Source organism: Legionella sp. km535 (genome assembly GCF_003990085.1).
In the GTDB taxonomy this organism is placed as follows: domain Bacteria; phylum Pseudomonadota; class Gammaproteobacteria; order Legionellales; family Legionellaceae; genus Legionella; species Legionella moravica.
Map to the genome: position 1 here is coordinate 1 of NZ_RZGU01000017.1, position 22,739 is coordinate 22,739.

Consider the following 22,739-nt stretch of genomic DNA (forward strand, 5'->3'; position numbering starts at 1 on the left):
TTCAAGTATTAGATCCCGCGGTCTTCGCCGCGGGATTTCGGCTGGGATTTATTTAACGACAGCTACCTAATGCTGAGACATATTGGATCCATGACTTGTAGCCTGTTTGCTCGCAAACAGGCTCATGGTTTCTCAAGCTTCGAAATCGAAGCTTATAGTTTGTGCATAAAATCCTGATTGCAAGCAACTGTCTCTTAGTCACAAATATGGAATCTTGGTGCACAAGAGTCAGTTACGAGCAACCAGGCTTAACTATCTTGCAGGATTCATAACAGACTCAACTTTCTGTAGATGTTTGAGGACAGAACCTTTATTACTCTCCAGAACTGCGGTAGCATTTTCTACCATGCGACGCTGGAATTCTTTATCTTGATGTAATTGTATAATCGAATCAATTAACTCATCCGCCTGGCTCACAATCTGTATCGCTTCAGCTTCTTTGAGATCCTGACATATTGTTTTAAAATTATGTACCTGATTTCCGCTTATAACAGGGACATTCATCGCAATAGGTTCCAGAACATTATGCCCGCCCACTGGCACCAGACTACCGCCAACAAAGGCATAATCACTAATCTGAAATAAACCTAACAACTCACCCAGGCAATCTAAAACCACTACTTCATTTGCACTTGAAACTGTATCCAGGTCACTGCGTAAGCCGGTATTAAATCCAGCTTGCGTACTCAATTGATACACCGTTTGAAAGCGTTCAGGATGACGTGGGGCAATCAATAATATCACGTTAGGAATGGCTTTTTGCAAACGAGGTAACTCAGACAAAATACGAGTTTCTTCATCATCATGAGTACTGGCTGCAATGACCACTGTTTTGTCAGATCCCCAATGACTTTTCAACTCATTAAATCGAGCGCTATCAATTGTATTCGTTTGCAAATCAAATTTCATATTCCCCAAAACCTGAACAATTTCCTTCCTCGCACCCAAAGTAATAAATCGCCTGGCGTCATCATCACTTTGAGGCAAAATAGCGGAGAATTGATTCAAAACCGGTTTAAATAACACCCTAAGCTTCATATATCCTTTTAAGGAACGCTCTGATAAGCGCGCATTAGCCAGCACTAATGGGACTTTGGCTGCATGAGCCTGATCTATTAAATTAGGCCACAATTCAGTTTCCATGATTATCCCAATACGGGGCTGTACCTGCCTAAAAAAACGCTTCAAAACCCCAGCTAAATCGTAAGGTATGTATTGATGAGCAACCTTATCACCAAATCGTGCTTTAACTCGTTCTGAACCCGTTGGTGTCATAGTCGTAACCAGAATAGACCAATGCTTCTCCAGCATGGCATCAATCAAAGGTATTGCCGCTATAACTTCTCCAAGGGAAACAGCATGAAGCCAAACATCTACCGGCTTGCTTTCAAGATCACCAAGACTAAAACGCTCCAATATTCGCATTCGGTATGCTGGTAGTTTTCTGCCCTTCCACCACAGTCTTAAGAGAATAAATGGAGTTAGCAAATACATTAAAAATGAATAGAGCAATCGCATGGAGGTGTACCAAAATCCGAAAAAGGCACAGTATATACCCAAAACAATGAATTGTGCGATACATCACCGTCGAATTGCATCCCCCTCCGTTGACAAATACTCTGAAATTCCATTATGTAAAGGTCTGTTAACAATACATCTATTTATCTCAACTTCCCGCGCTTTATGCCTGAACGATCTTCACTTTTTTAAGCGTAGCTTCCTAAAAGTGTGTCTATTTTTTAATTCCCCTCCTGGCGAACCTCCTACTATCTGCAACAACGCCACATAAAGCACGGGACGTAGGCTAAGAGAGCAATGATCAACAGACCTTGGTGATTTCAAATAGCACCATAGATGATTAAATGAAACATCCTCAACCGGTTTATATTCGTTTCAAGTCCTTATTGCTGTACTACGAAATTAGCTTTTTTACCAATTCTGTTGGATAATTCAACTTGCTGCGCATATATTAAATATATGATGGCATAAATCGTTTATATCCTTTGAGGATTAAAATCAACAATGACTTTTAGGGAATTCTTTACATTATCCACCTGGTGGGGAAAACTTCTCGGAGCTTTCTTTGGATTCTTATCCGCAGGACCTATAGGCGCTCTGTTCGGTATTCTTGTTGGCAATTTTTTTGATAGAGGATTAGCCAGTCATTATTCCAATCCGCATTGGTACTATCATTCTGAAAAAAGAAAGGCGGTACAAAAAGCATTTTTTGAAACTACTTTTTCAGTAATGGGACATATAGCTAAAGCCGACGGGCGTGTTACAGAACAAGAAATTAGTATGGCCAAATTACTCATGAAGGAGATGCGCCTTAATTCTGAGCAAATAGAGCGCGCTAAACGTTTATTCAATGAAGGAAAAAATAAACAGTTCAAACTGGATACCGCACTATTTGAATTAAAAAAAATATGTCGAGATAACCGAGACTTACTGAAATTATTTGTGGACATTCAATATCGAGCAGCTCAGGTCGATGGATTAACCACAGCAAAAATAAAAGTCCTGGATGTTGTTTTTGCCTGTTTAGGCTTTGCCCCCTTGCATAGACAGTATCGATTTTACGATGATTTTAAATACAGCTCCTACGCCCAACAACAGCAGGAACAAGCTCAGCAACAAAATAATCAACAACATCAATACAATGAATACAGCCATAACTATTCATCACAAAAACAGTATCAATACAAACAACAGTCATCACAAAACAATCTGGCTCATGCCTATGCTTTACTAGAAGTCAATCCCAATTCCACGAAACAAGAGGTAAAAAGATCCTACAGACGGTTATTGAGCCGTAACCATCCGGATAAATTAATCGCGCAGGGTTTACCTGAAGAAATGATTAAGCTGGCTAATGATAAAACACACAAAATCATGAAAGCCTATGAACTCATTTGCCAAAATAAAGGCTGGTAACCCCTTAGGATTCAACAGGATTATTTAATAGATCCAGCCCAGCTCGATTCATCATTAGAAGCAATAAAACTATGTAACGAATAGACTGGTTCAATATAAGACTCGAGCATTGAACGAGGCAATGCTTGTGTTTCAGGTAGTTTGGTCATCCAACCGTGCACAAATGAAACAAGTAATCGTCGGCTGAAGTCGTAATCATGATCAGCTCCTGGCATTTGTACAGCAAGATAAGGCCGTTCTCTATATTCTTTTTTTCTATCATTCATTTGAGTTAATACAAAATCGTAATCAAACTGTCCAGCAACATCAAAAATGGGAAAGCGTAATGATGGCGCTTTTTCCTTAATGCTGTCATCGCCATAAGCTGAAATCAAAACCAACCCATTAATCATCTTGGCTTGCGGTTTACTAAAATAATCTAATGAAAGGTTTAATTGCTCACCATAGTGAATCATAATGATGCGTTTATTTTTATCTTGTCTTAAAGAACTGATTACTTCAGGTAATTGTTTAATCCAGGGTACAGTATTTGAAGGAGAGCAATTTATCAGCACTACAGACCAGCCAATTGCTGACAGTTGTTTTGCACATTGAGCCAGTAAATCGGACCATTGCGGTTGTTCTCCTCCACGAACAATCAACACGGCTCCATACTGGTTAGCTTGGGCCGGCCAATAAGGTAATTCTAAAGACTGTTGGTCTATTTTTATCTCAAACTGATCCGCCCAAACACTGGTAGTTATAAAGAAAAAAAGAAGGAGCATCCGTGTCATTTGTTCCATATGTTCCTATGAGTCTATCGAATAACGAACCGGGATTGGTTTATCCCGGTTAATTTGCTTTTAAACCGATTTATCGGAAAGTTCAACACCTGCTGCGTCGAGCATGATGCGAGCTTTATCTGCCATAAGTTGATGCGCCAGTGCGGTAGGATGTACTAAATCGAAAAACAAATATCCATCACAAGCATCCCCTTTAATTCCGGGAGTAACGCTGGAAACCATTTTTAAAACAGATTTACGGCTGGATTGATCGGCGATAGAATTTGCGCAAGTACCTGTGATATTGGTAATGCCATAATCTGCCGCATGTTCCAATACTTCGTTAAACGCGGTGTTCAAATCAAAATACAGCCAATCGACATCGGGATAGGTCTGTTTCATATTGGCAAGCGTTTTATTTAATGCCTCATTATGGTGGCTTGAATAATAGCTCAACGTTTCAATTGAACCAAACTCTATGGCTGCGGGTGTTCTGCCTAAATCAGGTAAATTAAGAACCAGTATGTGTTTTGCTCCCTTCTCCACCAGTTGTTCCAAACCATGAGTAATACCTGTATTGACGTCCATCAATGTTTTTTCGATGTCTTCGGGCATCCCAAGGTAGTTATTGGCACCAATCCAAACAACAAAAAGGCTGTCTTCACTGGCTTTGTCATTATTCGCCAGCAGATAGGTTTTAATCTCTCTTCTCAGGGTAAATAAAACATCATCGTCGTCATCTTCTTCAGATACTCCTGCCCCACCAATCGCATAATCGCTGAGGTGAGATGTCGGATCGTTTGGAAAATAGGAAGCAATCAAACGCTCAATCCAAACGGGTCCATTTGAAAAACGCCCCTCAAAATAAGGTGGAGATTGAGGTAACTGGTGTTTCATGAACTCGTATAAATTCCCATTATCAGATAAGCTGTCACCAAATATAACAACATGATTAAGTGGTGTAGCAGCAACAATTCCAGAAAATAAAAAAGCTCCCACGGTAGCTAATAGTTTCATGAATACCCTTGGTTAATTGATTTTTTTTAAAAAAAACATTGATTATTATATTATGAAACATGCCTATTAATCAATTTTCCCTAAATTGGGAGATGCAATATGCCCTTTAATTTTCATATTGATCTGAACTCTAAACGAATTTATAGTCAGCATTTTTTGAGATATGAACATGACCCAGTTTGAGAAGGAATTTGTTTTAGCATGTCTGGATTTTTTTACACAAATCCTTTCTAATGACGAAGTATTGCAACAGGCTATCGTCGATTTTTCTGGAACTCAGGTTGGAGACTGTCGATACCTTTCCAATGCCTCCATATCTGATTCAGAACTGTGGGATGATGCAGATAAACTGAAATTCTCTGCTGCTTTTTTTGAAGCCACTGCGCGCGCAAATTATCATTATGTGACTGACCCGGGATTATCCATGCAGGCGACTCAAGCTCAAAATCTTTGGGAACAACGGTTCAAGCCTTTACTTGCATCCAACACAGAGGCTAAAGATCGGATCAAATCGATTATTCAAAACTGTAATAATATAAAAACTGAAGTCAAACAGGAAGAACCATCAGATGCGCCACAACATTCCTCTCAGGATAACCGATATACCTTTTTCACTGCTTTAGCTGCTATCGGGGTTGCAACTGCGGTTGGAGCAGCCATAGTCTTTAAACCCTAAATGTACATTTCAATAAGTATTGAGCGTTAGACAAAACTAACGCTCGCACTAAGGCCCGAATTAAAGACCCGCTGAAATTGATAAATTCAATCCATTTGATTCTTCATCGAAAGCATAATCATCGTCTGAATAACTGTCATAAGCATGTGGATTGTACTTACCATGAAGTTCTTCAAGTACATCTTGGACTTCATCCTTAATGTAATGATGAAGGGTGCCTTTGGCTTTTTGTGTATATTTATGAGGTGTTTCATCCTTTTTCATTCGTCTGTCATCATTTGAATCTTTTGGTTGTTGTTTAGTAAAAAAAGCATTTGGATTAATTTTCACTTTCTGTCCTCGATTGAGTATTGCTGTTATTTTTCAGGTCGAGGATATTAAATTCGTAACCGGTTTAAGGCAAGGAAAAACTGTATGTTTTTATTATAATTTAATCCTATAATTTACAAAAAGTTCATCTTTGACAAAGAATGTACTCTTTGGTTTATCCTTTTATATCACTGTTCTTGGGAAACAGGATACTCTTTATATCTTAATACAAAGAACGGAATTAAACATACAGGATAAGCATAGATGAGACTTTGGTGAATAAGGCTATTTGTGGTGTTGAAAAAACATCGCTACTGATTAAAAAAAAAACGCTGAAGCCTGATTAACAGTAGAAAAACTGTTAATCAGGCTTCAGCGTTTTATGGTTCAGATCACTTAAAGTAAAGAGGCAATGACGCGTCCCTACTTATCGAATCAAGCACTTCCAATTAAGGTTAAATTCAATTGCCGGCCACAAACCCAAGCTTTGGTCAAATCTCGAACAACCTCTTTAGACATGCCTTTGGGCAATCTAACAGTAGAGTGGTCATCATGAATTTTAAGACCAGTGATGTAACGGCTTTGTAAACCCGCTTCATTGGCAATAGCACCTACAATATTTCCGGGTTTTACGCCATGAACTTTACCCACATCAATGCGGAACAAATCCTGAGCCTGTGGTTCATCATTAAATTTTTTGCGTTCGTCTCCAAAGTTTTTTCTGTCACCACCAAAACTTTTACGATCACCACCAAATCCCCTTCTGTCTTCGCCAAAACGAGAGTTACGCTCTGAGCGACCGTCACCATTACGGCTAACACGACCTTCTTTTGCAGGTCTGGGGGATTTGGGTAAAGCCAATTCTTTTTTCCAAGGCAAATCTTTATGCAGTAATAAGGCAAGAGTAGCTGCAACGTCTACTGCTGATACTTCATTTTCCTTAATGTATTCTTCGACAATACGCTTGTAAGAAGGTAGATTTGCATGCTCCAGACGATCTGTAATATTTGCCATAAAGCGCTTTTGTCTGGCTACCTGAATCATATGATCATTAGGTACATTGACTTTTTCAATACGTTGACGAGTATGTCGCTCAATACTGCTGATTAAACGTGATTCTTTGGGGGTTACGAATAAGATAGTTACCCCGGAACGACCTGCCCGTCCAGTCCGGCCAATGCGATGTACATACGTTTCATTATCATGAGGTAAATCATAATTAATAACATGGGTAACTCGTTCTACATCCAAACCACGAGCCGCTACGTCGGTTGCAACCAGAATGTCAATGGCACCTTGTTTGAATTGGGAAATAATACGCTCGCGCAATGCCTGAGTAATATCGCCATGAATTGCCATTGCCCGCAGACCCTGTTGTTGCAATAACTCAGCAACCTCTTCTGTGCTGCTTTTGGTACGAACAAAGACAATAACACCCTGATAATCTTCAACTTCCAAAACACGAACCAATGCATCAGGTTTCTGATGCCCTGAAGCAAACAGAAATCGTTGTTCAATACTTTTTACAGTAGCTGTTTCCATTCGAATTTCGACAGAAGCTGGATCAGTTAAATAAGTATTGGCGATTTGACGAATACGGTGTGGCATAGTCGCTGAAAACAAAGCGATTTGCTTCTTCTCAGGTAACTTCGCCAAAATTGTTTCGACATCTTCGATGAAACCCATTCGCAACATTTCATCTGCTTCATCCAGAATAAACGTACGCAAATTCTCCAAAGGTAAGGTACCTTTGTCTATATGATCCAGGATACGACCAGGAGTTCCAACCACAACCTGAGCGCCGCCACGTAATTGTTTTAACTGACGACCATACTCCTGACCGCCACACAATACAGCAATAGTAGTGCCGCGTTGATGTCTGCTTAATAATTCAAATTGTTCAGCAACCTGAATAGCTAACTCACGGGTAGGCGCAATAATGAGTGCCTGTGTCCCTTGTATTGTTGGTGACAGATTCTGAAGTATTGGTAATGCAAAAGCGGCTGTTTTACCTGTACCTGTTTGAGCTAAGGCAATTGCATCGCGCCCTTGCAATAACAACGGCATAGTTTGTGCCTGTATAGGAGATGGTGTTGTAAACTTCATATCCTCCAGTGCCTTGTTCAAAGCATCTGAAAAATTAAAAGCGGAGAAATTGGTAATTTCTTGAGTCATAGTGTTCCTGATATAGTAAAGCGTAAATCTGAAAAGAGTAAGTAATATAAAAATTGCTCAGTATAATAACAAAATAAACAAGATGATGCACTATATTTATTAATATTCTCCAAAAAAGCAAGCTATTTGTATTGAGAAATACTGATTTTTATTACCAAAACAGATCAAAACAAGGACAAAAAGACCACAAAATCAACCAAATTATACGATGATTGCCAGGGTTTCCTCTAACAATTCAAATGTTGCAGGCAAATGCCCAATGTATTCCCCATCTGCCTCAACAATTATAATACTATTATCTTTTGGTTCAATAGTTACTTTTTTCGCTTGCACGTATTGAACGTTCTTTTCCAAAATATGACGTCCAGAATATATTTTTGGCAACTTCAGAAGAGCATCTAATTTTGTGAAATCGTGAAAAAGCACCACATCAAGAAGCCCATCCCCCACTAAAGCCTTTGGAGCGACGTGCATGCTGCCACCAAAAAATTGGCCATTACATGCCGCCATCAAAAGAAGAGAACAATCAAAGAATGAAGCCTCATCAATTTGAATTCGAACTACTGGTCTCTTGTAGGTAAACAATCCTACTAAAGAGTAAAATAAATAATTAAGCGAGCCGCCCAATTTTTTTAACCATCGACTGTGAGTTACCTTCGAAACGACCTGTCCTGATAAACCACAGCTGGCAATGTTAATAAAATAGCGAGGAAGTTGATCTCTAAATCGAATACTCCCAATATTGCTACTCACAAATTGGTTGTTTTTTAATCGTTCCAAAAATTGGCTGATATTCTGCCGAGGAAATTGTCTGATGAAATCCCCGCCACAACCGGCATTTAAAAAAGCAATTTTCGTTTTTTTAATCGCAATTATATTCTGTTTAATCAAACCGTTAATCGCGTAGCTTAACGTACCATCTCCCCCTATGATTAATAAATAATCAGGTTCTTCAGACAACAATTCCTGCGTCAGAGGAGTGAGTTCCTCGACACCAGTTGATATTCTGTAATCCATTACATCAAATAATGAGCTTAATTCGGGTTGAATCATCTGCCAGATTTTTTTACCTTGCCCACCGCCTGATGCAGGATTAATAACAACTGCAAGGCTGGTCATATTAAAGCAGCCAACCGACACGCTTGATCAATGGCATGGCGTGCGTCAAGTTCCAGAGCTTTATACGCACCACCCACCAAATGAACGGTTTTCCCTATTTGCTTTAAGGGTTCATACAATTCTTTTAACTCAGTTTGCCCCGCACAAATCACCACAGTATCTACATTTAAAATTTCAGATTTATCGTCAAGTTTGATATGCAAACCTTGATCATCAATGGCCTCATAGCTAACACCAGAAATCATCTTTACTTTTTTATGCTTTAAGCTTAATCGATGAATCCAGCCTGTCGTTTTACCTAATCGTTTGCCCATTTTTTCATTTTTACGTTGTAATAAATACACTTCTCGAGGACTTGGAGCATTTTGCGCTGGTTGCAATCCACCGCGATGTTCTCCTTTAATATCAATACCCCATTCTTCATAAAATTGATTTACAGTAGTGTGATGTTCATGAGTTAAAAATTCAGCGACATCAAAACCAATGCCCCCAGCGCCTATAATCGCGACACGCTCACCGACTGCTTTCTTGCGATTGATTACATCAATGTAACTCACCACCTTCTCATGCTCGATACCTTTAATATCCGGAGTACGAGGTTTAATACCAGTGGCAAGAACTACTTCATCAAAACTGTGTAACAAATCCACATTGGCCTCAGTATTCAAACGAAGATCAACCTTGAATTTTTGCAACTGGTACTTAAAATAATTCAGTGTATGCTGAAAATCTTCTTTACCAGGAATTTGTTTCGCCAGATTAAACTGGCCACCCAAACGATCGCTTCGCTCAAATACAGTGATTTGATGTCCTCGTTCAGCAGCTACTGCAGCAAAAGCCAACCCCGCGGGACCAGAACCTACAACCGCGATCGATTTGGGCTGATGAACTTCTTGATAGACTATTTCAGTTTCATTACAGGCGCGTGGATTGACCAGACAGGATGCTGATTTATTAACAAAAACCTGATCCAGACAGGCTTGATTGCAGGCAATACAGACATTAATAGCCTCAGACTCACCTCGTTTTGCTTTTTCAGCAAATTGAGGGTCTGCCAATAGCGGTCTGGCCATGGAAATCATATCCGCAAACCCATCTTCCAACAATTGATTCGCCAGTTCAGGAGTATTAATACGATTGGAGGTAATAACCGGAATAGTCACCTCCGGTTTCAAATGCTTGGTTATCGGTGTAAATGCTGCTGGAGGCACCATAGTTCCAATAGTCGGTATACGCGCCTCATGCCAGCCAATACCTGTGTTAATTATCGTGGCTCCCGCTTGCTCAATAGCTTTAGCTAGAATAACCACCTCTTCCCAACTGCTTCCCTCAGCAATCAGATCGAGCATGGACAATCGATAAATGATAATAAATTTTTCACCAACCGCTTCACGTACAGCACGCACTACTTCAACTGGAAAGCGAATTCGATTTTGATAACTACCACCCCACTCATCTCGTCGATGGTTGGTATGAGACACAATAAACTGGTTGATCAAATACCCTTCACTACCCATTATTTCAACCCCATCATAACCTGCCGCTTGAGCAAGTCGTGCACAACGGGCAAAATGTTTGATGGTTTTTTTAATACGCCATTGACTCATGACCCAAGGTTTAAATGGGCTGATTGGCGACTTAATGCCGCTAGGTGCGACAATAAACGGGTGATAGCCATAACGGCCAGCATGCAGAATTTGCAGCGCTATTTTACCACCGGCTTCATGTACCGTATGAGTCACTAATTCATGTCGATGCTGTTCTTTGCTGTTGGTCAATTTCGCCGCAAAAGGAGCCAAACGACCCGCTCGATTAGGAGCAAAACCTCCGGTCACGATTAAACCAACCCCACCTAAAGCGCGTTCACGATAGAATTCAGCCAACCGCTTTAAACTTTCTTTATCTTCTTCAAGGCCTGTATGCATAGACCCCATCAACAACCGATTTTTAATTTGGGTAAAGCCTAAATCCAGCGGCTGAAACAAAGTTTTAAATGGCGTATTATCAATTCTCAATTCCATGAGTGCTCTCTAATTAAAGACATCAAAATAGAAAGTATAAACCCTGCTTGTGATACAGCAACACCTTTTTTACTTTGATGTGAATTTAATGAAAAAACATTCTGAAAACAATAAGGTTACTTAATTGTATTCCAAAGCATTCAGGACTTACAAAAAACTCCAAGGTCAAGGTAAAAGACCTTTTTAATAAGGGAGTTTAAATGTACTAAATGACCGAATTAAAAATATTTTTTAACAAAGAGATTGGGCGTTTTTTCGCTCTGTACATAACAAAAAAACTGTCTTCCCCACGCTACGCGCGGTGGAGAGGGGAATTGATTGAAATAAGATCAATTTCCCCGGACACTAGAAAGCGCCTGTGCGGGCAAGACCAATTTTTTATCATGTACAGAACGTATTTCGTAAGTCCTGTGGCATTAATCTTTATCTTGAGCAATACTTATAACCCGAACATCAAACAAGAGAAAATTATGACAAAATGTTCTGCTCTTATTATTGCTTCATTACTCTGCTTTAATGCAGCCCATGCAGCGGAAATGTCCGCTACAGTCAATGCAACGGGGACCAATCAGAACCCAATTGGTTCGGTGGTTTTTACTGAAACGCCTTTTGGTCTGCTGATTAAACCGAATCTGACAGGGCTTGCTCCTGGACTACATGGCTTTCATTTACATCAACATGCTGATTGCGGTTCTGACGGCATGGGAGCTGGTGGTCATTATGATCCTGCTAATACCAATAGCCATCAAGGGCCTTATGGTAATGGACACTTGGGTGACCTTCCAGTACTTTATGTATCTGATGATGGAGTAGCCAACACACCGACCCTTGCTCCACGATTAAAATTAAATGATTTAAAGGGCTTATCAGTAATGATTCACGCCAATGGTGATAATTATTCAGATACTCCCCCCTTGGGCGGTGGTGGAGCACGGGTAGCCTGTGGTGCAATCAAGTAAGATTCTTTTTGCCAACTGCGGGCTTAATCCCCGCAGCTTTTGCTTGTTTAAACCATACTACACTTATCACGTGTTAAAACATTCTCTTACTCACATACACCGCATGAATAACAGCACTTATTCTGCCAACACGAGCTATGGCTGCGGCTGAAAATCCGTGTTCATTTAATTGACGTGCATGTGAGCTGATACATGCTCCACAACCATTGAGTGATGAAACAGCTAGAGACAAGGTTTCAAAAGTGATTCTGTCGACGCCAGGGTTCATCATACCCTGCATTCTTAACCCGGTGGGTATCTGTTCCACTTCAGGATGTTCAGTCAAATGGACAAACCGGTAATAAATATTGGTCATCGCCATTAAACTTGCTGCTAATTGTGAGGCGTTAATGACCGACTCATCCTGAATTTCTTCTTTAATTTCTTTAATTAAATCCTGATCGCCTAGTGCATAAGCGACTGCCAGAGCAGAACCTAAAATCTGATGGTTACTCAGCCCATCATTGAAGGATACGTCAAGAACCTTGCTTAAATTCAAGCGTATGTCTTTAGCAATCTCTGGCAATGTATTTTTTATATTCTCAATCATGACACATACCTCTACGTGAATTTATTTTAAATGGATGGTTTCTTCGCCTTTTTTCCAATTGCATGGGCATAGCTCATCTGTTTGTAACGCATCTAAAACCCGTAACACTTCTGTTGGATTTCGCCCTACATTTAAATCGGTAACCATCACAAAACGGGTAACTCCCTGAGGGTCAACAATAAAAGTAGCTCGTTGAGCAACACCTTCCTGCTCATCTAATATCCCTAATTGGCTACACAACTCCCTCTTTACATCAGCAAGCATTGGAAAAGGCAAGTTATTTAAATCCGGGTGTTGATTTCTCCATGCCAAATGAACGAATTCGCTGTCTGTACTGCCTCCAAGCACTTGAGCATCCCGATCAGCAAATTCAGAATAAAGCTTGCCAAATTCAGCGATTTCTGTGGGGCAAACGAAGGTAAAATCTTTGGGCCAGAAAAAAAGAACCAGCCATTTCCCCTGATAAGTCTCATTTGTGATCACTTGAAACGCATTATTCAAATCATTACTGACGGTTGATTTAATTTGAAAAACCGGAAATTTATTGCCTACGGTAATCATGAACATTCTCCTAAGTGGATTAATCTGTCGTTCATCTTTAATTTAGGTGATATCTACATATAAATAAAATCGATTGTTTTTATTATAATGATAGATTTTATTGATTTATAATGTAAATTTAATCCCATTGTGTAAAAAATTTGGCTTTTGTGGTTTTTATACACTACTTTTATAGAAGGGCCTGTTAAGGAATATTCTGTATGGAAGACCCATTCTCTGCATTGCTAAAATCCCTACAATCGGTATTTCATTTGGAAGCAATGAGAAACGGCAAATACTGCTATCCGGCTGTTCAACAGCTTAAAGATGCAACAGAACGCTATAATCCTAATACAAAAAATTCCTTCATCGCTCTACTTCGCGCCCTGAGAGAGGCGCTTCCTCACATTGAAAAATGGAGGGTTAATTTTGATGCTATCAGGCAATCAATGGATACAATGGCTAAACTCCATCATATGCCTTCAATAGATTGGAATAAGATGTTATCGCATCCTAAAGTATCTCCAAAGTTTCAATTCAGCGCACTAAATCACTCACGCTCTGAAGATAATCTGCTCGTATGGCTCACAAAGAAAACAGGGACGCCCCATACCAAGATGGATCACAGCGAGTTAACCCAGGCAATGTTGGACAATCAAGACAGGCATGGATTTAGTCAAAAATTAAATGCACATTTAGAAAAGCAACCGGATTTTTTATTTAACTTGATTATGCAATCAGAAAAGAATTTTATTAAAATATCTCATTCTCGACTTAGCCTGCATTTAACCGATATCCAACTGGCCAAAGCGATTATTCAACATACTCCCAATATGATACAGATACAAAAAGATCCCTTTGAACAGGTGGAATTGTTAATTCATAAACTCAATGACATATTATCTAACGGCCGATCGGTTTCAACCTTACTACGTAACGGTAAAGCCAAGCCCATATTAGATGCTTCTATATTTTTCAAAATATATCAAAGTGAAGAGTACGCAAATCGCCATGAAAAAAAACCATCGGTACCCACTGTAGTTAAATCAGAGTCATTTAAACCCCGTTTATAAATCAGGAACCCAGGGTTAATTTCTGTTAGATACTCACTTTTTATAAGCTAAATCGCCTCACATTAACGCAGAGTAAAATATTAGGGTCTGTTGACCATTCAAGTTTCGACGTCCCGCGACTTCTTCGCGGGATCCAATCCAATCTTTATAGGCGCAATATATTCTTGTTTTGCGCAAGATCTATCGATTCCGCGAACAAGTCGCGGAAAGTAGGCTTGAATATAATGAAATATCAACAGCCCCTAAAAAAATGAGAAACGCTAAGGGATGAACCCTGGAATCGAAATTCCAGGGCAAATAGAACGAAACCTTTAATCCAGTAATCCCAAAGATTTAACAGTGTCGCGCTCTTGTCTCAACTCATTTAGAGTAATGTTAAACTTCTCTTGACCGTAATCATTTAATTGTAAGTTATCAATTACAATTAACTCACCTTTCTCGCGTCGGCATGGAACAGAGAAGATCAAACCTTCATCAATACCGTACTCCCCTTGAGATCGACGCGATACAGAGAACGATTCACCTGCTGGAGTATCGGTTACTAAATGATTCACCCCAACAACAACACCATTGGCAGCTGAAGCAGCAGAAGAAGAACCACGTGCTTTAATTACCGCAGCGCCTCTTTGTTGAATCATAGGCACAAAAGTATCTTTTAACCAGGACTCATCATTGATCACTTTGGCAGCAGAAACCCCATTAATTTTAGCATTATAAAAATCAGGATATTGTGTTGCAGAGTGATTACCCCAAACAGTCATTTCAGTTACGGCAGTAACATCCACACCCGCTTTTTTAGCCAATTGAGTTCGTGCTCTTAACTCATCAAGGGTGGTCATGGCGAAAAATCGATCATTGGGAATGTCTTTAGCATGATGCATGGCAATCAGGCAATTAGTATTGCAAGGATTTCCAACTACAAATACTCTGACGTCATCACTAGCGTAATCATTAATGGCCTTACCTTGCTTCGTAAAGATGCCGCCATTAATCTGCAATAAATCAGAACGCTCCATACCTTGTTTACGAGGTACTGAGCCTACTAATAACCCCCAGTTAATGCCATCCATTGCCGTATTCAGATCAGAGGTACACACAATGCGTTTTAATAAGGGGAAAGCACAATCATCCAGCTCCATAGCAACACCTTCCAGTGAAGGAAGAGCAGCCTCGAGTTCCAGAAGATTCAACTCCACTTCAGTGTCAGCACCAAACATTTGGCCTGATGCAATCCGAAACAATAATGCATAGCCTATTTGTCCCGCTGCGCCTGTAACCGCGACTCTCACTCGTTTCTTAGACATTTTATTTCCTCTTATTTAACCATTCTTTAGCTAAAAATAACGCAGCAATGCTGCGCGCCTCGGTAAAATCCGGTTTCTCCAATAACTCCATAGCAGCACTTAGAGGCCACTCAACCAGTTCAGGTGGTTCCGGTTCATCCCCTGATAAAGGCGAATGATACAATCCCTGAGCCACAACCACCTCAATTCGTGCTCCAAAATAACCTGGTGCCAAACTCATTGCACGAATCCAATGAAGTTCTTTCGCTGCAAATCCAGTTTCTTCCCGCAACTCTCTATTTGCAGCTTCAACAGGAGTCTCACCTTGATCAATAACCCCTTTAGGAAAAGCCAACTCATAATTATCAGTACCTGCGGCATATTCCCGAACCAATAATAACGAGTCTCCAGGAGTAATCGCAACTACTAAAACAGCTCCGTGTCCATGACTTTTAATGCGTTCATAAATTCTTTTAGCGCCGTTAGAAAACTCTAAATGCATCTCTTCAACAGTAAACAACCGTGATTTGGCAATCACCGCTCTCCGTTTACAAATTGGCTTTTCTCTCATAGTTCAATATCACTTATTTGGTGACAAAACAGTTGTCATGATACTATCGCATTCTCAAACAAGCCAGTCTAAAAATTTTAATGCGTCCATTATCTCTGTACATCCATATACCATGGTGCATTCGTAAATGCCCTTACTGCGATTTTAACTCTCACAAAAGCCCTGATGCCTTACCGGAACTCCAATATGTTCGTGCATTAATTGAAGATTTACAATCCGATTTAACTCAGTTTCCGGTTCGAGAAATCACCTCTATTTTTATTGGAGGAGGCACTCCCAGTCTTTTTTCTGCAGAAGCCTATAACATCTTATTTACTCAGTTAAAGCAATTACTTCCTTTTGCTCCCGATATTGAAATCACAATGGAAGCAAATCCTGGCAGTGTTGAACAACAGCGCTTCACTGAATACAGACAAACGGGCATCAATCGTCTGTCACTGGGAATCCAGAGTTTCAATCCTGTTCATTTAAAAGCACTGGGACGAATACATGACGAACATCAAGCCCATACAGCCATAATTGCTGCTCGAGCAGCCGGTTTTGATAATCTTAATCTCGACATCATGCACGGCTTACCCAATCAAAGTGTCGAACAGGGACTTGCTGATCTGACCACTGCCTTAAGCCATCAGCCAGAACATTTATCCTGGTACCAATTAACCATAGAACCAAATACTGTATTTTACAAAGTAAAACCGCCTCTTCCATCTGAGGATGATGCGTTTTTATTAGAAGAGCAAGGTTTGAACCTGTTAGGGGAATCAGGTTATTCACGTTATGAAATTTCCGCATTTTCACAATCTGGCAGACAGGCACGTCACAACCTGAACTACTGGCTGTTTGGCGATTATCTGGGAATAGGCGCTGGAGCACATGGAAAAATTACCACAGCACACTCGATACAAAGAACCAGAAAACACCGTCAGCCTAAAGATTATTTAAACCCGGACAAACCCTACCTGGCACATAGTGAAAAAGTAAAGGATGACGATTTATTATTTGAGTTCATGCTCAATACAACTCGCCTGGAACAACCCATTCCGTTGGACTTATTTAATCAAACAACAGGATTAAACTTAAATCGATTGCTCCCCAAATTAAAAATCGCTCAGGATAAAAATCTTATCGTTTTAACCAATGACTATTGGCAAGTGTCTCCACTAGGAAGACGCTTTACTAATAACCTGCAAGCCCTTTTTTTACCCTGAGCCTTAATTAATGCGGTCATGACTCATGCAAATCAATTCACTTCAAACTCAGCCAAAATCCTCTCTCTGACAGGGCTCATCAAGCTCCTGTCACTTGCAATAAAATCACTAGAATCAATTAATTCCAAAAAAATAACTTTCAGTTGCTAGAACATTAAGATTATCTCATAATAAAAAATATTTTTGCTTAAGGAGCTCCAGGTGACTCTATTTCTATTCTTGGTAATTCTTGCCTATTTAATGGGTTCATTTTGCTCTGCAATCATCGTTTGTCGAGTATTTGGGTTACCTGACCCCACAGTAGAGGGTTCAAAAAATCCAGGTGCTACCAATGTCCTGCGCCTGGCAGGAAAAAAATATGCCGCCTTGGTGATGGTTGGCGACGTTCTAAAAGGAACTATTCCGGTTTTAATTGCAAAAGCACTAGGCGCAACTCCAGTCACTATAGCATTTACAGCATTGGCAGCTGTTGTTGGTCATATGTTTCCCGTGTTTTTTAAATTTAAAGGAGGAAAAGGTGTCGCCACAGCGATAGGTGCATTGCTAGGATTTCACTTTATTATTGGCGTCCTGGTTGCTGCAACCTGGTTATTAGTCGCTAATTTTTCTCGATACTCCTCTTTAGCCTCAATTGTTTCCATATCCTTATCGCCCTTCTACACATTACTTCTGGTTGGTCAACTGGATATATTTCCTCCATTATTCTTTATAGCTCTTTTGGTGCTTTATAAACACAAAAACAACATTAACCGATTAATCGATGGTGTAGAGCCAAAAATAAAATTCAAACAAGGCGTCATTAAAGACATCATGGAATCCCCTCCCGTGATCAATGAAAATGAAGAGATTCCATCGCCAAAACCCGTTGCCCATGCAGCTAAAACAGAACCAGTACAAGCTAAAGAAAAAACAAAAGAAAAAAAACCTAAATCAAAAGCACCAGCAAAGGACACTAAAACTACCAAAACGGCAACCAGAAAAACAAGCAAAACAGAAGAGCCTGTAACAAAGGCGAAAGCAACTAAACCTAAAACAACAAAACCAAAAGTAGCAAAACCAAAAACAACCAAACCTAAAGAAGAATAATAATTAAGTGAGTACCTATATCGGGTACTCATCATCCCCCTGAATGGTCAGATTTGAGCGCAGGTTGCGAAAACGCCCTTTTGAAAAAAGCGCAGTGTACATCAAGTACATAAGCATTTTTTAAAAGGGCGTTCTCGCAAGATGCGTCAAATACACCAAACCTCTGAACGGTCGGATTTGAGTGCAGGTTATGAGAACTCCTTTTTGAAGAAAGCGCAGTGTACATCAAGTACATGAGCATTTTTTTAAAAGGGCGTTCTCGCAAGATGTGCCAAATACATCATACCCTTGAACGGTCGGATTTGAGTGCAGGTTGCGAAAACTCCCTTTTGAAAAGGGCACAGTGTACATCAAGTACATGAGCATTTTTTAAAAGGGAGTTTTCGCAAGATGCGCCAAATACACCAAACCTCTGAACGGTCGGATTTGAGTGCAGGTTGCGAAAACTCCCTTTTAAAAAAAGCGCAGTGTACATTAAGTACATGAGCATTTTTTTAAAAGGGAGTTCTCGCAAGATGCGCCAAATACGTCCGTTCAGGCGAGGGGCCAGCGCGCTTTGACAACCACCTCCGCCCCCAAATCCCTCTCACCCAAGACCATTCTCAAACAACCTGCATACGCAACCATTGCACCATTATCGGTACAATATTCAAGAGCAGGAAAATAGACTTCACCATTGATGCTGGCCATCCACTCTTTTAAAGCAAAACGCAAAGCATTGTTCGCCCCTACGCCACCGGCAACAACCAGACGCTTGCAATTGGATTGTTGAATTGCCCTTTTGGCTTTGATAATTAGCGTTTCTACTACAGCGTTTTGAAATGCTTTTGCAATTTCTGAACGATCGGAGTCTTGTTTTGCACTTTGATTCCAGGTATTTAATGCAAACGTTTTTAATCCGCTAAAACTGAAATCCAATCCTGGCCTATCGGTCATTGGGCGAGGAAATCGATAGGGTGTTGTGGTGCATTGATCGGCGAGTCTTGCTAATACTGGACCACCGGGATAGGGAATGCCCATGAGCTTGGCGGTTTTATCAAATGCTTCGCCTACTGCATCATCCAGTGTATCGCCTAACAATTGATACTCACCCATCTTTTTTACTTCTATGAGTTGGCAATGCCCACCTGAAACGAGCAAGGCGATAAAGGGAAACTCCAGGGTTGGCGTTTCCATTTTTGCGGCCAATAAATGAGCTTCCAAATGATGAATTGCCAGAGCAGGAATTTGTAAGGCATAGGCAAAACTTTTTGCAAAACAGGAACCAACCAGTAATGCTCCGATTAAACCCGGACCTGCGGTATAAGCGATGCCATCCAGCTCGTTTTTATTTAATTGAGCGCGTTTGAGTACTTCATCGACCAGAGGAATTAAATAATTGACATGATCTCTTGATGCTAGTTCAGGGACAACTCCTCCATGTATTCTATGGGTTTCTATTTGTGAATGCAGGGCGTGAGCCAATAACCCGGATTTTGAATCATAAATTGCTACGCCTGTTTCATCACAGGACGACTCGATACCTAATACACGCATACACTACCCCAATACTGGCAATCAATAACCACGTGTGATTATATCACAAGCTCAGTCATGAACCGAAAGTAAAATTCATTCGATTAATGCTCTGGTCAGGCCTCAGAAAAAAACTTAAGCCGATTAATCGTTCTCAAGGTAAACCGACTACCTTCGATATTCATTCCATGAATAAAACAAAATTATCACATTAGATAAAATTGCGTTATAATGAATTATTAATAAAATAATAAGAAAGATTTAGTTTGGACTTGACGAGTGCTTCAACTAGCACTAGAATTGCCCACCTATTGAGATCAAATAACCAGAGGATTAGTTAATGCCTACCGTTCGTGTAAAAGAAGGCGAAAACCCAGAATATGCACTGCGCCGTTTCAAGCGCTCTTGTGAAAAAGCCGGTATTTTAACCGAATTACGCCGTCGTGAATTTTATGAAAAACCAACCGCTGAGCGTAAACGCAAACAAGCTGCTGCAGTAAAACGTCATCTGAAAAAAATTTCTCGCGATACTTCTTCACGACGTAGCATGAAACACCGACGTAAATAAGATTTACGCATTCGTTCACCCAATATTTGTTGAGTGAATGTTCAGATACAATACCAAGGTCACATTCTCATGTGGCCTTTTGGTTTTTAAGGAATAAATTATGTCCATAAAAGAACGTCTCAATAACGACATTAAAGACGCCATGCGCGCTAAAGATAAAAATTTACTGACTACACTTCGATTGATCACCGCTGCGGTGAAACAAATTGAAGTAGACGAGCGTATCGAAGTTACTGAAGAGCGGATGCTGGCCATTTTGGACAAAATGACCAAGCAACGTAAAGAATCCATCTCTCAGTATGAAAAAGCAAATCGCGATGATCTGGTTGCTCAGGAACAATTTGAACTGGAAATAATATCCAAATACCTGCCTGAACCCTTATCCGCAACAGAAATCGAGAACATGATCCAGGAGGCCATTACTGCAACAGGAGCGGAAAAAATGGCCGACATGGGTAAAGTAATGGGACAACTTAAAGCAAAACTGCAAGGTCGCGCTGATATGACTCAAGTGAGCGCCTTAATCAAGGCCAAACTGAGCTAAGGGATATTATGTCTGGCTTAATTCCACAGCCATTCATTGATGATCTCCTGCATCGCACCGATCTGGTTGAATTAATTGACAGTTATGTTCCTCTGAAAAAAAGAGGAACAAGTCATATTGCCTGCTGTCCATTTCATAATGAAAAAACCCCTTCCTTCAACGTCGTAGCCAAAAAACAGTTTTATCACTGCTTTGGTTGTGGCGCATCAGGTAATGCGATCAGTTTTCTGATGAACTACCTGAATCAAGGCTTTATTGATGCTGTTGAAACTCTGGCGACTCGACTTGGATTAACCGTCCCCAGAGATGGTCAGGTAGAAAAAAATAATACATCCAATGACTTATATAAATTACTGTCTGAAGTCAGCCAGTATTATCAAAAAAAATTAAAACACGATGGACAGAGTGCTATCGATTATCTTCGCAAAAGAGGCCTGAGCGGAGCTGTAGCCAAGCTCTATCAATTAGGTTTTGCCTCTGATGGCTGGCACAATCTTGAAAAATCATTTCCTCGAAATCAACGTGAGTTGATAGCAACAGGAATGTTAATTAAGAATGATGACGGAAAAATCTATGACCGTTACCGAAACAGGATTATGTTCCCGATTCATGATCGCCATGGACGAATTATTGGATTTGGCGGACGGGTTCTGGATCCCGAACATAAACCCAAATATCTGAACTCCCCTGAAACAGTGATTTTTCAGAAAAGTCGCGAACTATATGGCTTGCATCAGATTTTAAGTCAAAACAAAACCACCGAATACATTATTCTGGTTGAAGGGTATATGGACGTCATTGCCCTGGCTCAGCATGGATTCATGAATGCCGTAGCGACATTAGGCACAGCGACAAGCACCTACCACATCCAATTATTGGCGAAACATACCAAACACCTGATTTTTTGTTTCGATGGCGATGCTGCAGGACGGCAGGCAGCATGGAGAGGATTGGAAAGCAGCTTGCCTCATTTGAACTCAGGATTGGATGCAGGATTCATTTTTTTACCTGACGGACATGATCCCGACAGTCTGGTGCGCGAAGAAGGAAAAGAGAATTTTTTAGCCCGCCTTAAACAAGCAATCCCCCTGCATCGATACTTCTTTGACAGCTTGGCCAAGGACATTAATCTTCAAAGTCCAGCAGGGAAAACGCAACTCATTAATTCAGCTAAACCTTTTTTACAAAAAATGGAAGAAGGTTCTTTCAAGCAACTATTGATTGATGATTTAGCCCGATTGACTCACATAGACAACCACAGACTCAATCAACTCATTACCCAGCAAACAGAAGTTAATGCAACGGAGCAAACAGCGAGCATTTCAAGATCGCCGCTGAGAATAGCTATTGCACTGCTCTTACAAAATCCTGACATTTACAAACGTATCACACAGCAAATTTCCCCGGATCTACTGAATAAAAAAGAACATCACATTTTACTTCAGATACTCCACCAATTAGAATTAAACCCTCAGGCAACTACAGCAACATTAATCGAATACTGGCGCACTACTCAGTATTTTGAAGCGATTAATCGTTTAGCCTCATGGGATCATCAAGTTCCTGAAGAAGAGCTAATAAAAGAATTTATTGATACGTTATTATTTTTACAAAAGCAGAATAAAGAGCTTATAATAAGACAATTGATTGATAAATCCCGGAAAGAGGGTTTAACCGAAACCGAACGCAACAATTTACAGCAGATGTTAAAAGAAAGGCATCATCAGACGGATTTAGAAAAATAAAAAATCTGAAAGGCTGGTATGTTGACGCTACCCGGTTTATAATCAA

The 22,739-nt window shown here is 40.3% G+C and carries 21 protein-coding genes; 9 read left to right on the forward strand and 12 right to left on the reverse strand.

From position 1 onward, the window contains the following. Positions 1-252 precede the first annotated feature (252 nt). Entirely contained in the window at positions 253-1,518 is a 1,266-nt protein-coding gene (gene waaA, locus ELY21_RS10695) for a lipid IV(A) 3-deoxy-D-manno-octulosonic acid transferase (protein ID WP_127109381.1), read from the reverse strand. 504 nt (positions 1,519-2,022) lie between these two features. Between waaA and djlA the strand changes: the two genes are divergently transcribed. After that, entirely contained in the window at positions 2,023-2,934 is a 912-nt protein-coding gene (gene djlA, locus ELY21_RS10700) for a co-chaperone DjlA (RefSeq protein ID WP_127109383.1), read from the forward strand. A 20-nt stretch (positions 2,935-2,954) separates the two neighbouring features. Here the strand turns inward: djlA and ELY21_RS10705 are convergent, their stop codons facing one another. Next, positions 2,955-3,716: an alpha/beta hydrolase gene (locus tag ELY21_RS10705; protein ID WP_127109385.1), complete on the reverse strand. Its 762-nt coding sequence runs from the start codon at positions 3,714-3,716 to the stop codon at positions 2,955-2,957. A gap of 60 nt (positions 3,717-3,776) precedes the next feature. Beyond that, positions 3,777-4,712 carry a GDSL family lysophospholipase PlaA gene (plaA, locus tag ELY21_RS10710; RefSeq protein ID WP_127109387.1) on the reverse strand — a complete coding sequence of 312 codons (936 nt, stop codon included), beginning with the start codon at positions 4,710-4,712 and terminating at the stop codon, positions 3,777-3,779. A gap of 169 nt (positions 4,713-4,881) precedes the next feature. Here plaA and ELY21_RS10715 point away from each other — a divergent pair, with 169 nt between their 5' ends. After that, positions 4,882-5,388 (forward strand): hypothetical protein, encoded by a 507-nt coding sequence (locus ELY21_RS10715; protein WP_127109389.1) that lies wholly within the window; start codon positions 4,882-4,884, stop codon positions 5,386-5,388. A 60-nt stretch (positions 5,389-5,448) separates the two neighbouring features. Here ELY21_RS10715 and ELY21_RS10720 read toward each other — a convergent pair whose 3' ends face one another. The 4 genes from ELY21_RS10720 to ELY21_RS10735 form a co-directional block, all read right to left on the reverse strand. Then, entirely contained in the window at positions 5,449-5,718 is a 270-nt protein-coding gene (locus tag ELY21_RS10720; RefSeq protein ID WP_127109391.1) for a hypothetical protein, read from the reverse strand. A gap of 414 nt (positions 5,719-6,132) precedes the next feature. Further along, a complete protein-coding gene (locus ELY21_RS10725; RefSeq protein ID WP_127109393.1) occupies positions 6,133-7,872 on the reverse strand; it encodes a DEAD/DEAH box helicase in 1,740 nt (579 codons plus the stop codon). A 201-nt stretch (positions 7,873-8,073) separates the two neighbouring features. After that, complete coding sequence (locus ELY21_RS10730) at positions 8,074-8,991, reverse strand: diacylglycerol kinase family protein (protein ID WP_127109395.1); 918 nt, start codon at positions 8,989-8,991, stop codon at positions 8,074-8,076. Continuing rightward, positions 8,988-11,012: an NADPH-dependent 2,4-dienoyl-CoA reductase gene (locus tag ELY21_RS10735; protein WP_127109397.1), complete on the reverse strand. Its 2,025-nt coding sequence runs from the start codon at positions 11,010-11,012 to the stop codon at positions 8,988-8,990. The genes ELY21_RS10730 and ELY21_RS10735 overlap by 4 nt, the downstream gene beginning before the upstream one ends. A gap of 470 nt (positions 11,013-11,482) precedes the next feature. Here ELY21_RS10735 and ELY21_RS10740 point away from each other — a divergent pair, with 470 nt between their 5' ends. Then, positions 11,483-11,971, forward strand: a complete 489-nt coding sequence (locus ELY21_RS10740; protein WP_127109399.1) for a superoxide dismutase family protein — start codon at positions 11,483-11,485, stop codon at positions 11,969-11,971. A 73-nt stretch (positions 11,972-12,044) separates the two neighbouring features. Here the strand turns inward: ELY21_RS10740 and ELY21_RS10745 are convergent, their stop codons facing one another. Together ELY21_RS10745 and ELY21_RS10750 are read right to left on the reverse strand one after the other, a co-directional pair. Then, entirely contained in the window at positions 12,045-12,560 is a 516-nt protein-coding gene (locus ELY21_RS10745; RefSeq protein ID WP_127109401.1) for a carboxymuconolactone decarboxylase family protein, read from the reverse strand. Between the two features lie 21 nt (positions 12,561-12,581). Then, a complete protein-coding gene (locus ELY21_RS10750) occupies positions 12,582-13,121 on the reverse strand; it encodes a peroxiredoxin (RefSeq protein WP_127109403.1) in 540 nt (179 codons plus the stop codon). Between the two features lie 200 nt (positions 13,122-13,321). Between ELY21_RS10750 and ELY21_RS10755 the strand changes: the two genes are divergently transcribed. Continuing rightward, positions 13,322-14,173, forward strand: a complete 852-nt coding sequence (locus ELY21_RS10755; RefSeq protein ID WP_127109405.1) for a hypothetical protein — start codon at positions 13,322-13,324, stop codon at positions 14,171-14,173. A gap of 311 nt (positions 14,174-14,484) precedes the next feature. Here ELY21_RS10755 and ELY21_RS10760 read toward each other — a convergent pair whose 3' ends face one another. Next, a complete protein-coding gene (locus ELY21_RS10760) occupies positions 14,485-15,477 on the reverse strand; it encodes a malate dehydrogenase (RefSeq protein ID WP_127109407.1) in 993 nt (330 codons plus the stop codon). A 1-nt stretch (position 15,478) separates the two neighbouring features. Further along, positions 15,479-16,027, reverse strand: a complete 549-nt coding sequence (nudE, locus tag ELY21_RS10765) for an ADP compounds hydrolase NudE (RefSeq protein ID WP_028384335.1) — start codon at positions 16,025-16,027, stop codon at positions 15,479-15,481. An 80-nt stretch (positions 16,028-16,107) separates the two neighbouring features. On the opposite strand from nudE, the gene hemW reads away from it, so the two are divergent. Both hemW and plsY read left to right on the forward strand, forming a co-directional pair. Next, complete coding sequence (hemW, locus tag ELY21_RS10770; protein WP_127109409.1) at positions 16,108-17,235, forward strand: radical SAM family heme chaperone HemW; 1,128 nt, start codon at positions 16,108-16,110, stop codon at positions 17,233-17,235. A 201-nt stretch (positions 17,236-17,436) separates the two neighbouring features. Further along, complete coding sequence (gene plsY / locus ELY21_RS10775) at positions 17,437-18,321, forward strand: glycerol-3-phosphate 1-O-acyltransferase PlsY (protein ID WP_127109411.1); 885 nt, start codon at positions 17,437-17,439, stop codon at positions 18,319-18,321. Positions 18,322-18,855: 534 nt separating this feature from the next. Here plsY and tsaD read toward each other — a convergent pair. Beyond that, positions 18,856-19,857 (reverse strand): tRNA (adenosine(37)-N6)-threonylcarbamoyltransferase complex transferase subunit TsaD, encoded by a 1,002-nt coding sequence (tsaD, locus tag ELY21_RS10780; protein ID WP_127109413.1) that lies wholly within the window; start codon positions 19,855-19,857, stop codon positions 18,856-18,858. Positions 19,858-20,176: 319 nt separating this feature from the next. On the opposite strand from tsaD, the gene rpsU reads away from it, so the two are divergent. The 3 genes from rpsU (at position 20,177) to dnaG (ending at position 22,693) form a co-directional block, all read left to right on the forward strand. After that, a complete protein-coding gene (gene rpsU, locus ELY21_RS10785; protein WP_018576467.1) occupies positions 20,177-20,404 on the forward strand; it encodes a 30S ribosomal protein S21 in 228 nt (75 codons plus the stop codon). Positions 20,405-20,504: 100 nt separating this feature from the next. Then, positions 20,505-20,948 carry a GatB/YqeY domain-containing protein gene (locus ELY21_RS10790; RefSeq protein ID WP_028384339.1) on the forward strand — a complete coding sequence of 148 codons (444 nt, stop codon included), beginning with the start codon at positions 20,505-20,507 and terminating at the stop codon, positions 20,946-20,948. Positions 20,949-20,956: 8 nt separating this feature from the next. Then, positions 20,957-22,693, forward strand: a complete 1,737-nt coding sequence (dnaG, locus tag ELY21_RS10795; protein ID WP_127109415.1) for a DNA primase — start codon at positions 20,957-20,959, stop codon at positions 22,691-22,693. Positions 22,694-22,739 lie beyond the last annotated feature (46 nt).

Coding starts and splice junctions, on each gene's coding strand:
- waaA (WP_127109381.1), bottom strand. CDS start 1,518: ATGCGATTGCTCTATTCATTTTTAATGTATTTGCTAACTCCATTTATT.
- djlA (WP_127109383.1), top strand. CDS start 2,023: ATGACTTTTAGGGAATTCTTTACATTATCCACCTGGTGGGGAAAACTT.
- ELY21_RS10705 (WP_127109385.1), bottom strand. CDS start 3,716: ATGGAACAAATGACACGGATGCTCCTTCTTTTTTTCTTTATAACTACC.
- plaA (WP_127109387.1), bottom strand. CDS start 4,712: ATGAAACTATTAGCTACCGTGGGAGCTTTTTTATTTTCTGGAATTGTT.
- ELY21_RS10715 (WP_127109389.1), top strand. CDS start 4,882: ATGACCCAGTTTGAGAAGGAATTTGTTTTAGCATGTCTGGATTTTTTT.
- ELY21_RS10725 (WP_127109393.1), bottom strand. CDS start 7,872: ATGACTCAAGAAATTACCAATTTCTCCGCTTTTAATTTTTCAGATGCT.
- ELY21_RS10730 (WP_127109395.1), bottom strand. CDS start 8,991: ATGACCAGCCTTGCAGTTGTTATTAATCCTGCATCAGGCGGTGGGCAA.
- ELY21_RS10735 (WP_127109397.1), bottom strand. CDS start 11,012: ATGGAATTGAGAATTGATAATACGCCATTTAAAACTTTGTTTCAGCCG.
- ELY21_RS10740 (WP_127109399.1), top strand. CDS start 11,483: ATGACAAAATGTTCTGCTCTTATTATTGCTTCATTACTCTGCTTTAAT.
- ELY21_RS10745 (WP_127109401.1), bottom strand. CDS start 12,560: ATGATTGAGAATATAAAAAATACATTGCCAGAGATTGCTAAAGACATA.
- ELY21_RS10750 (WP_127109403.1), bottom strand. CDS start 13,121: ATGATTACCGTAGGCAATAAATTTCCGGTTTTTCAAATTAAATCAACC.
- ELY21_RS10755 (WP_127109405.1), top strand. CDS start 13,322: ATGGAAGACCCATTCTCTGCATTGCTAAAATCCCTACAATCGGTATTT.
- ELY21_RS10760 (WP_127109407.1), bottom strand. CDS start 15,477: ATGTCTAAGAAACGAGTGAGAGTCGCGGTTACAGGCGCAGCGGGACAA.
- nudE (WP_028384335.1), bottom strand. CDS start 16,027: ATGAGAGAAAAGCCAATTTGTAAACGGAGAGCGGTGATTGCCAAATCA.
- hemW (WP_127109409.1), top strand. CDS start 16,108: ATGCGTCCATTATCTCTGTACATCCATATACCATGGTGCATTCGTAAA.
- tsaD (WP_127109413.1), bottom strand. CDS start 19,857: ATGCGTGTATTAGGTATCGAGTCGTCCTGTGATGAAACAGGCGTAGCA.
- rpsU (WP_018576467.1), top strand. CDS start 20,177: ATGCCTACCGTTCGTGTAAAAGAAGGCGAAAACCCAGAATATGCACTG.
- ELY21_RS10790 (WP_028384339.1), top strand. CDS start 20,505: ATGTCCATAAAAGAACGTCTCAATAACGACATTAAAGACGCCATGCGC.
- dnaG (WP_127109415.1), top strand. CDS start 20,957: ATGTCTGGCTTAATTCCACAGCCATTCATTGATGATCTCCTGCATCGC.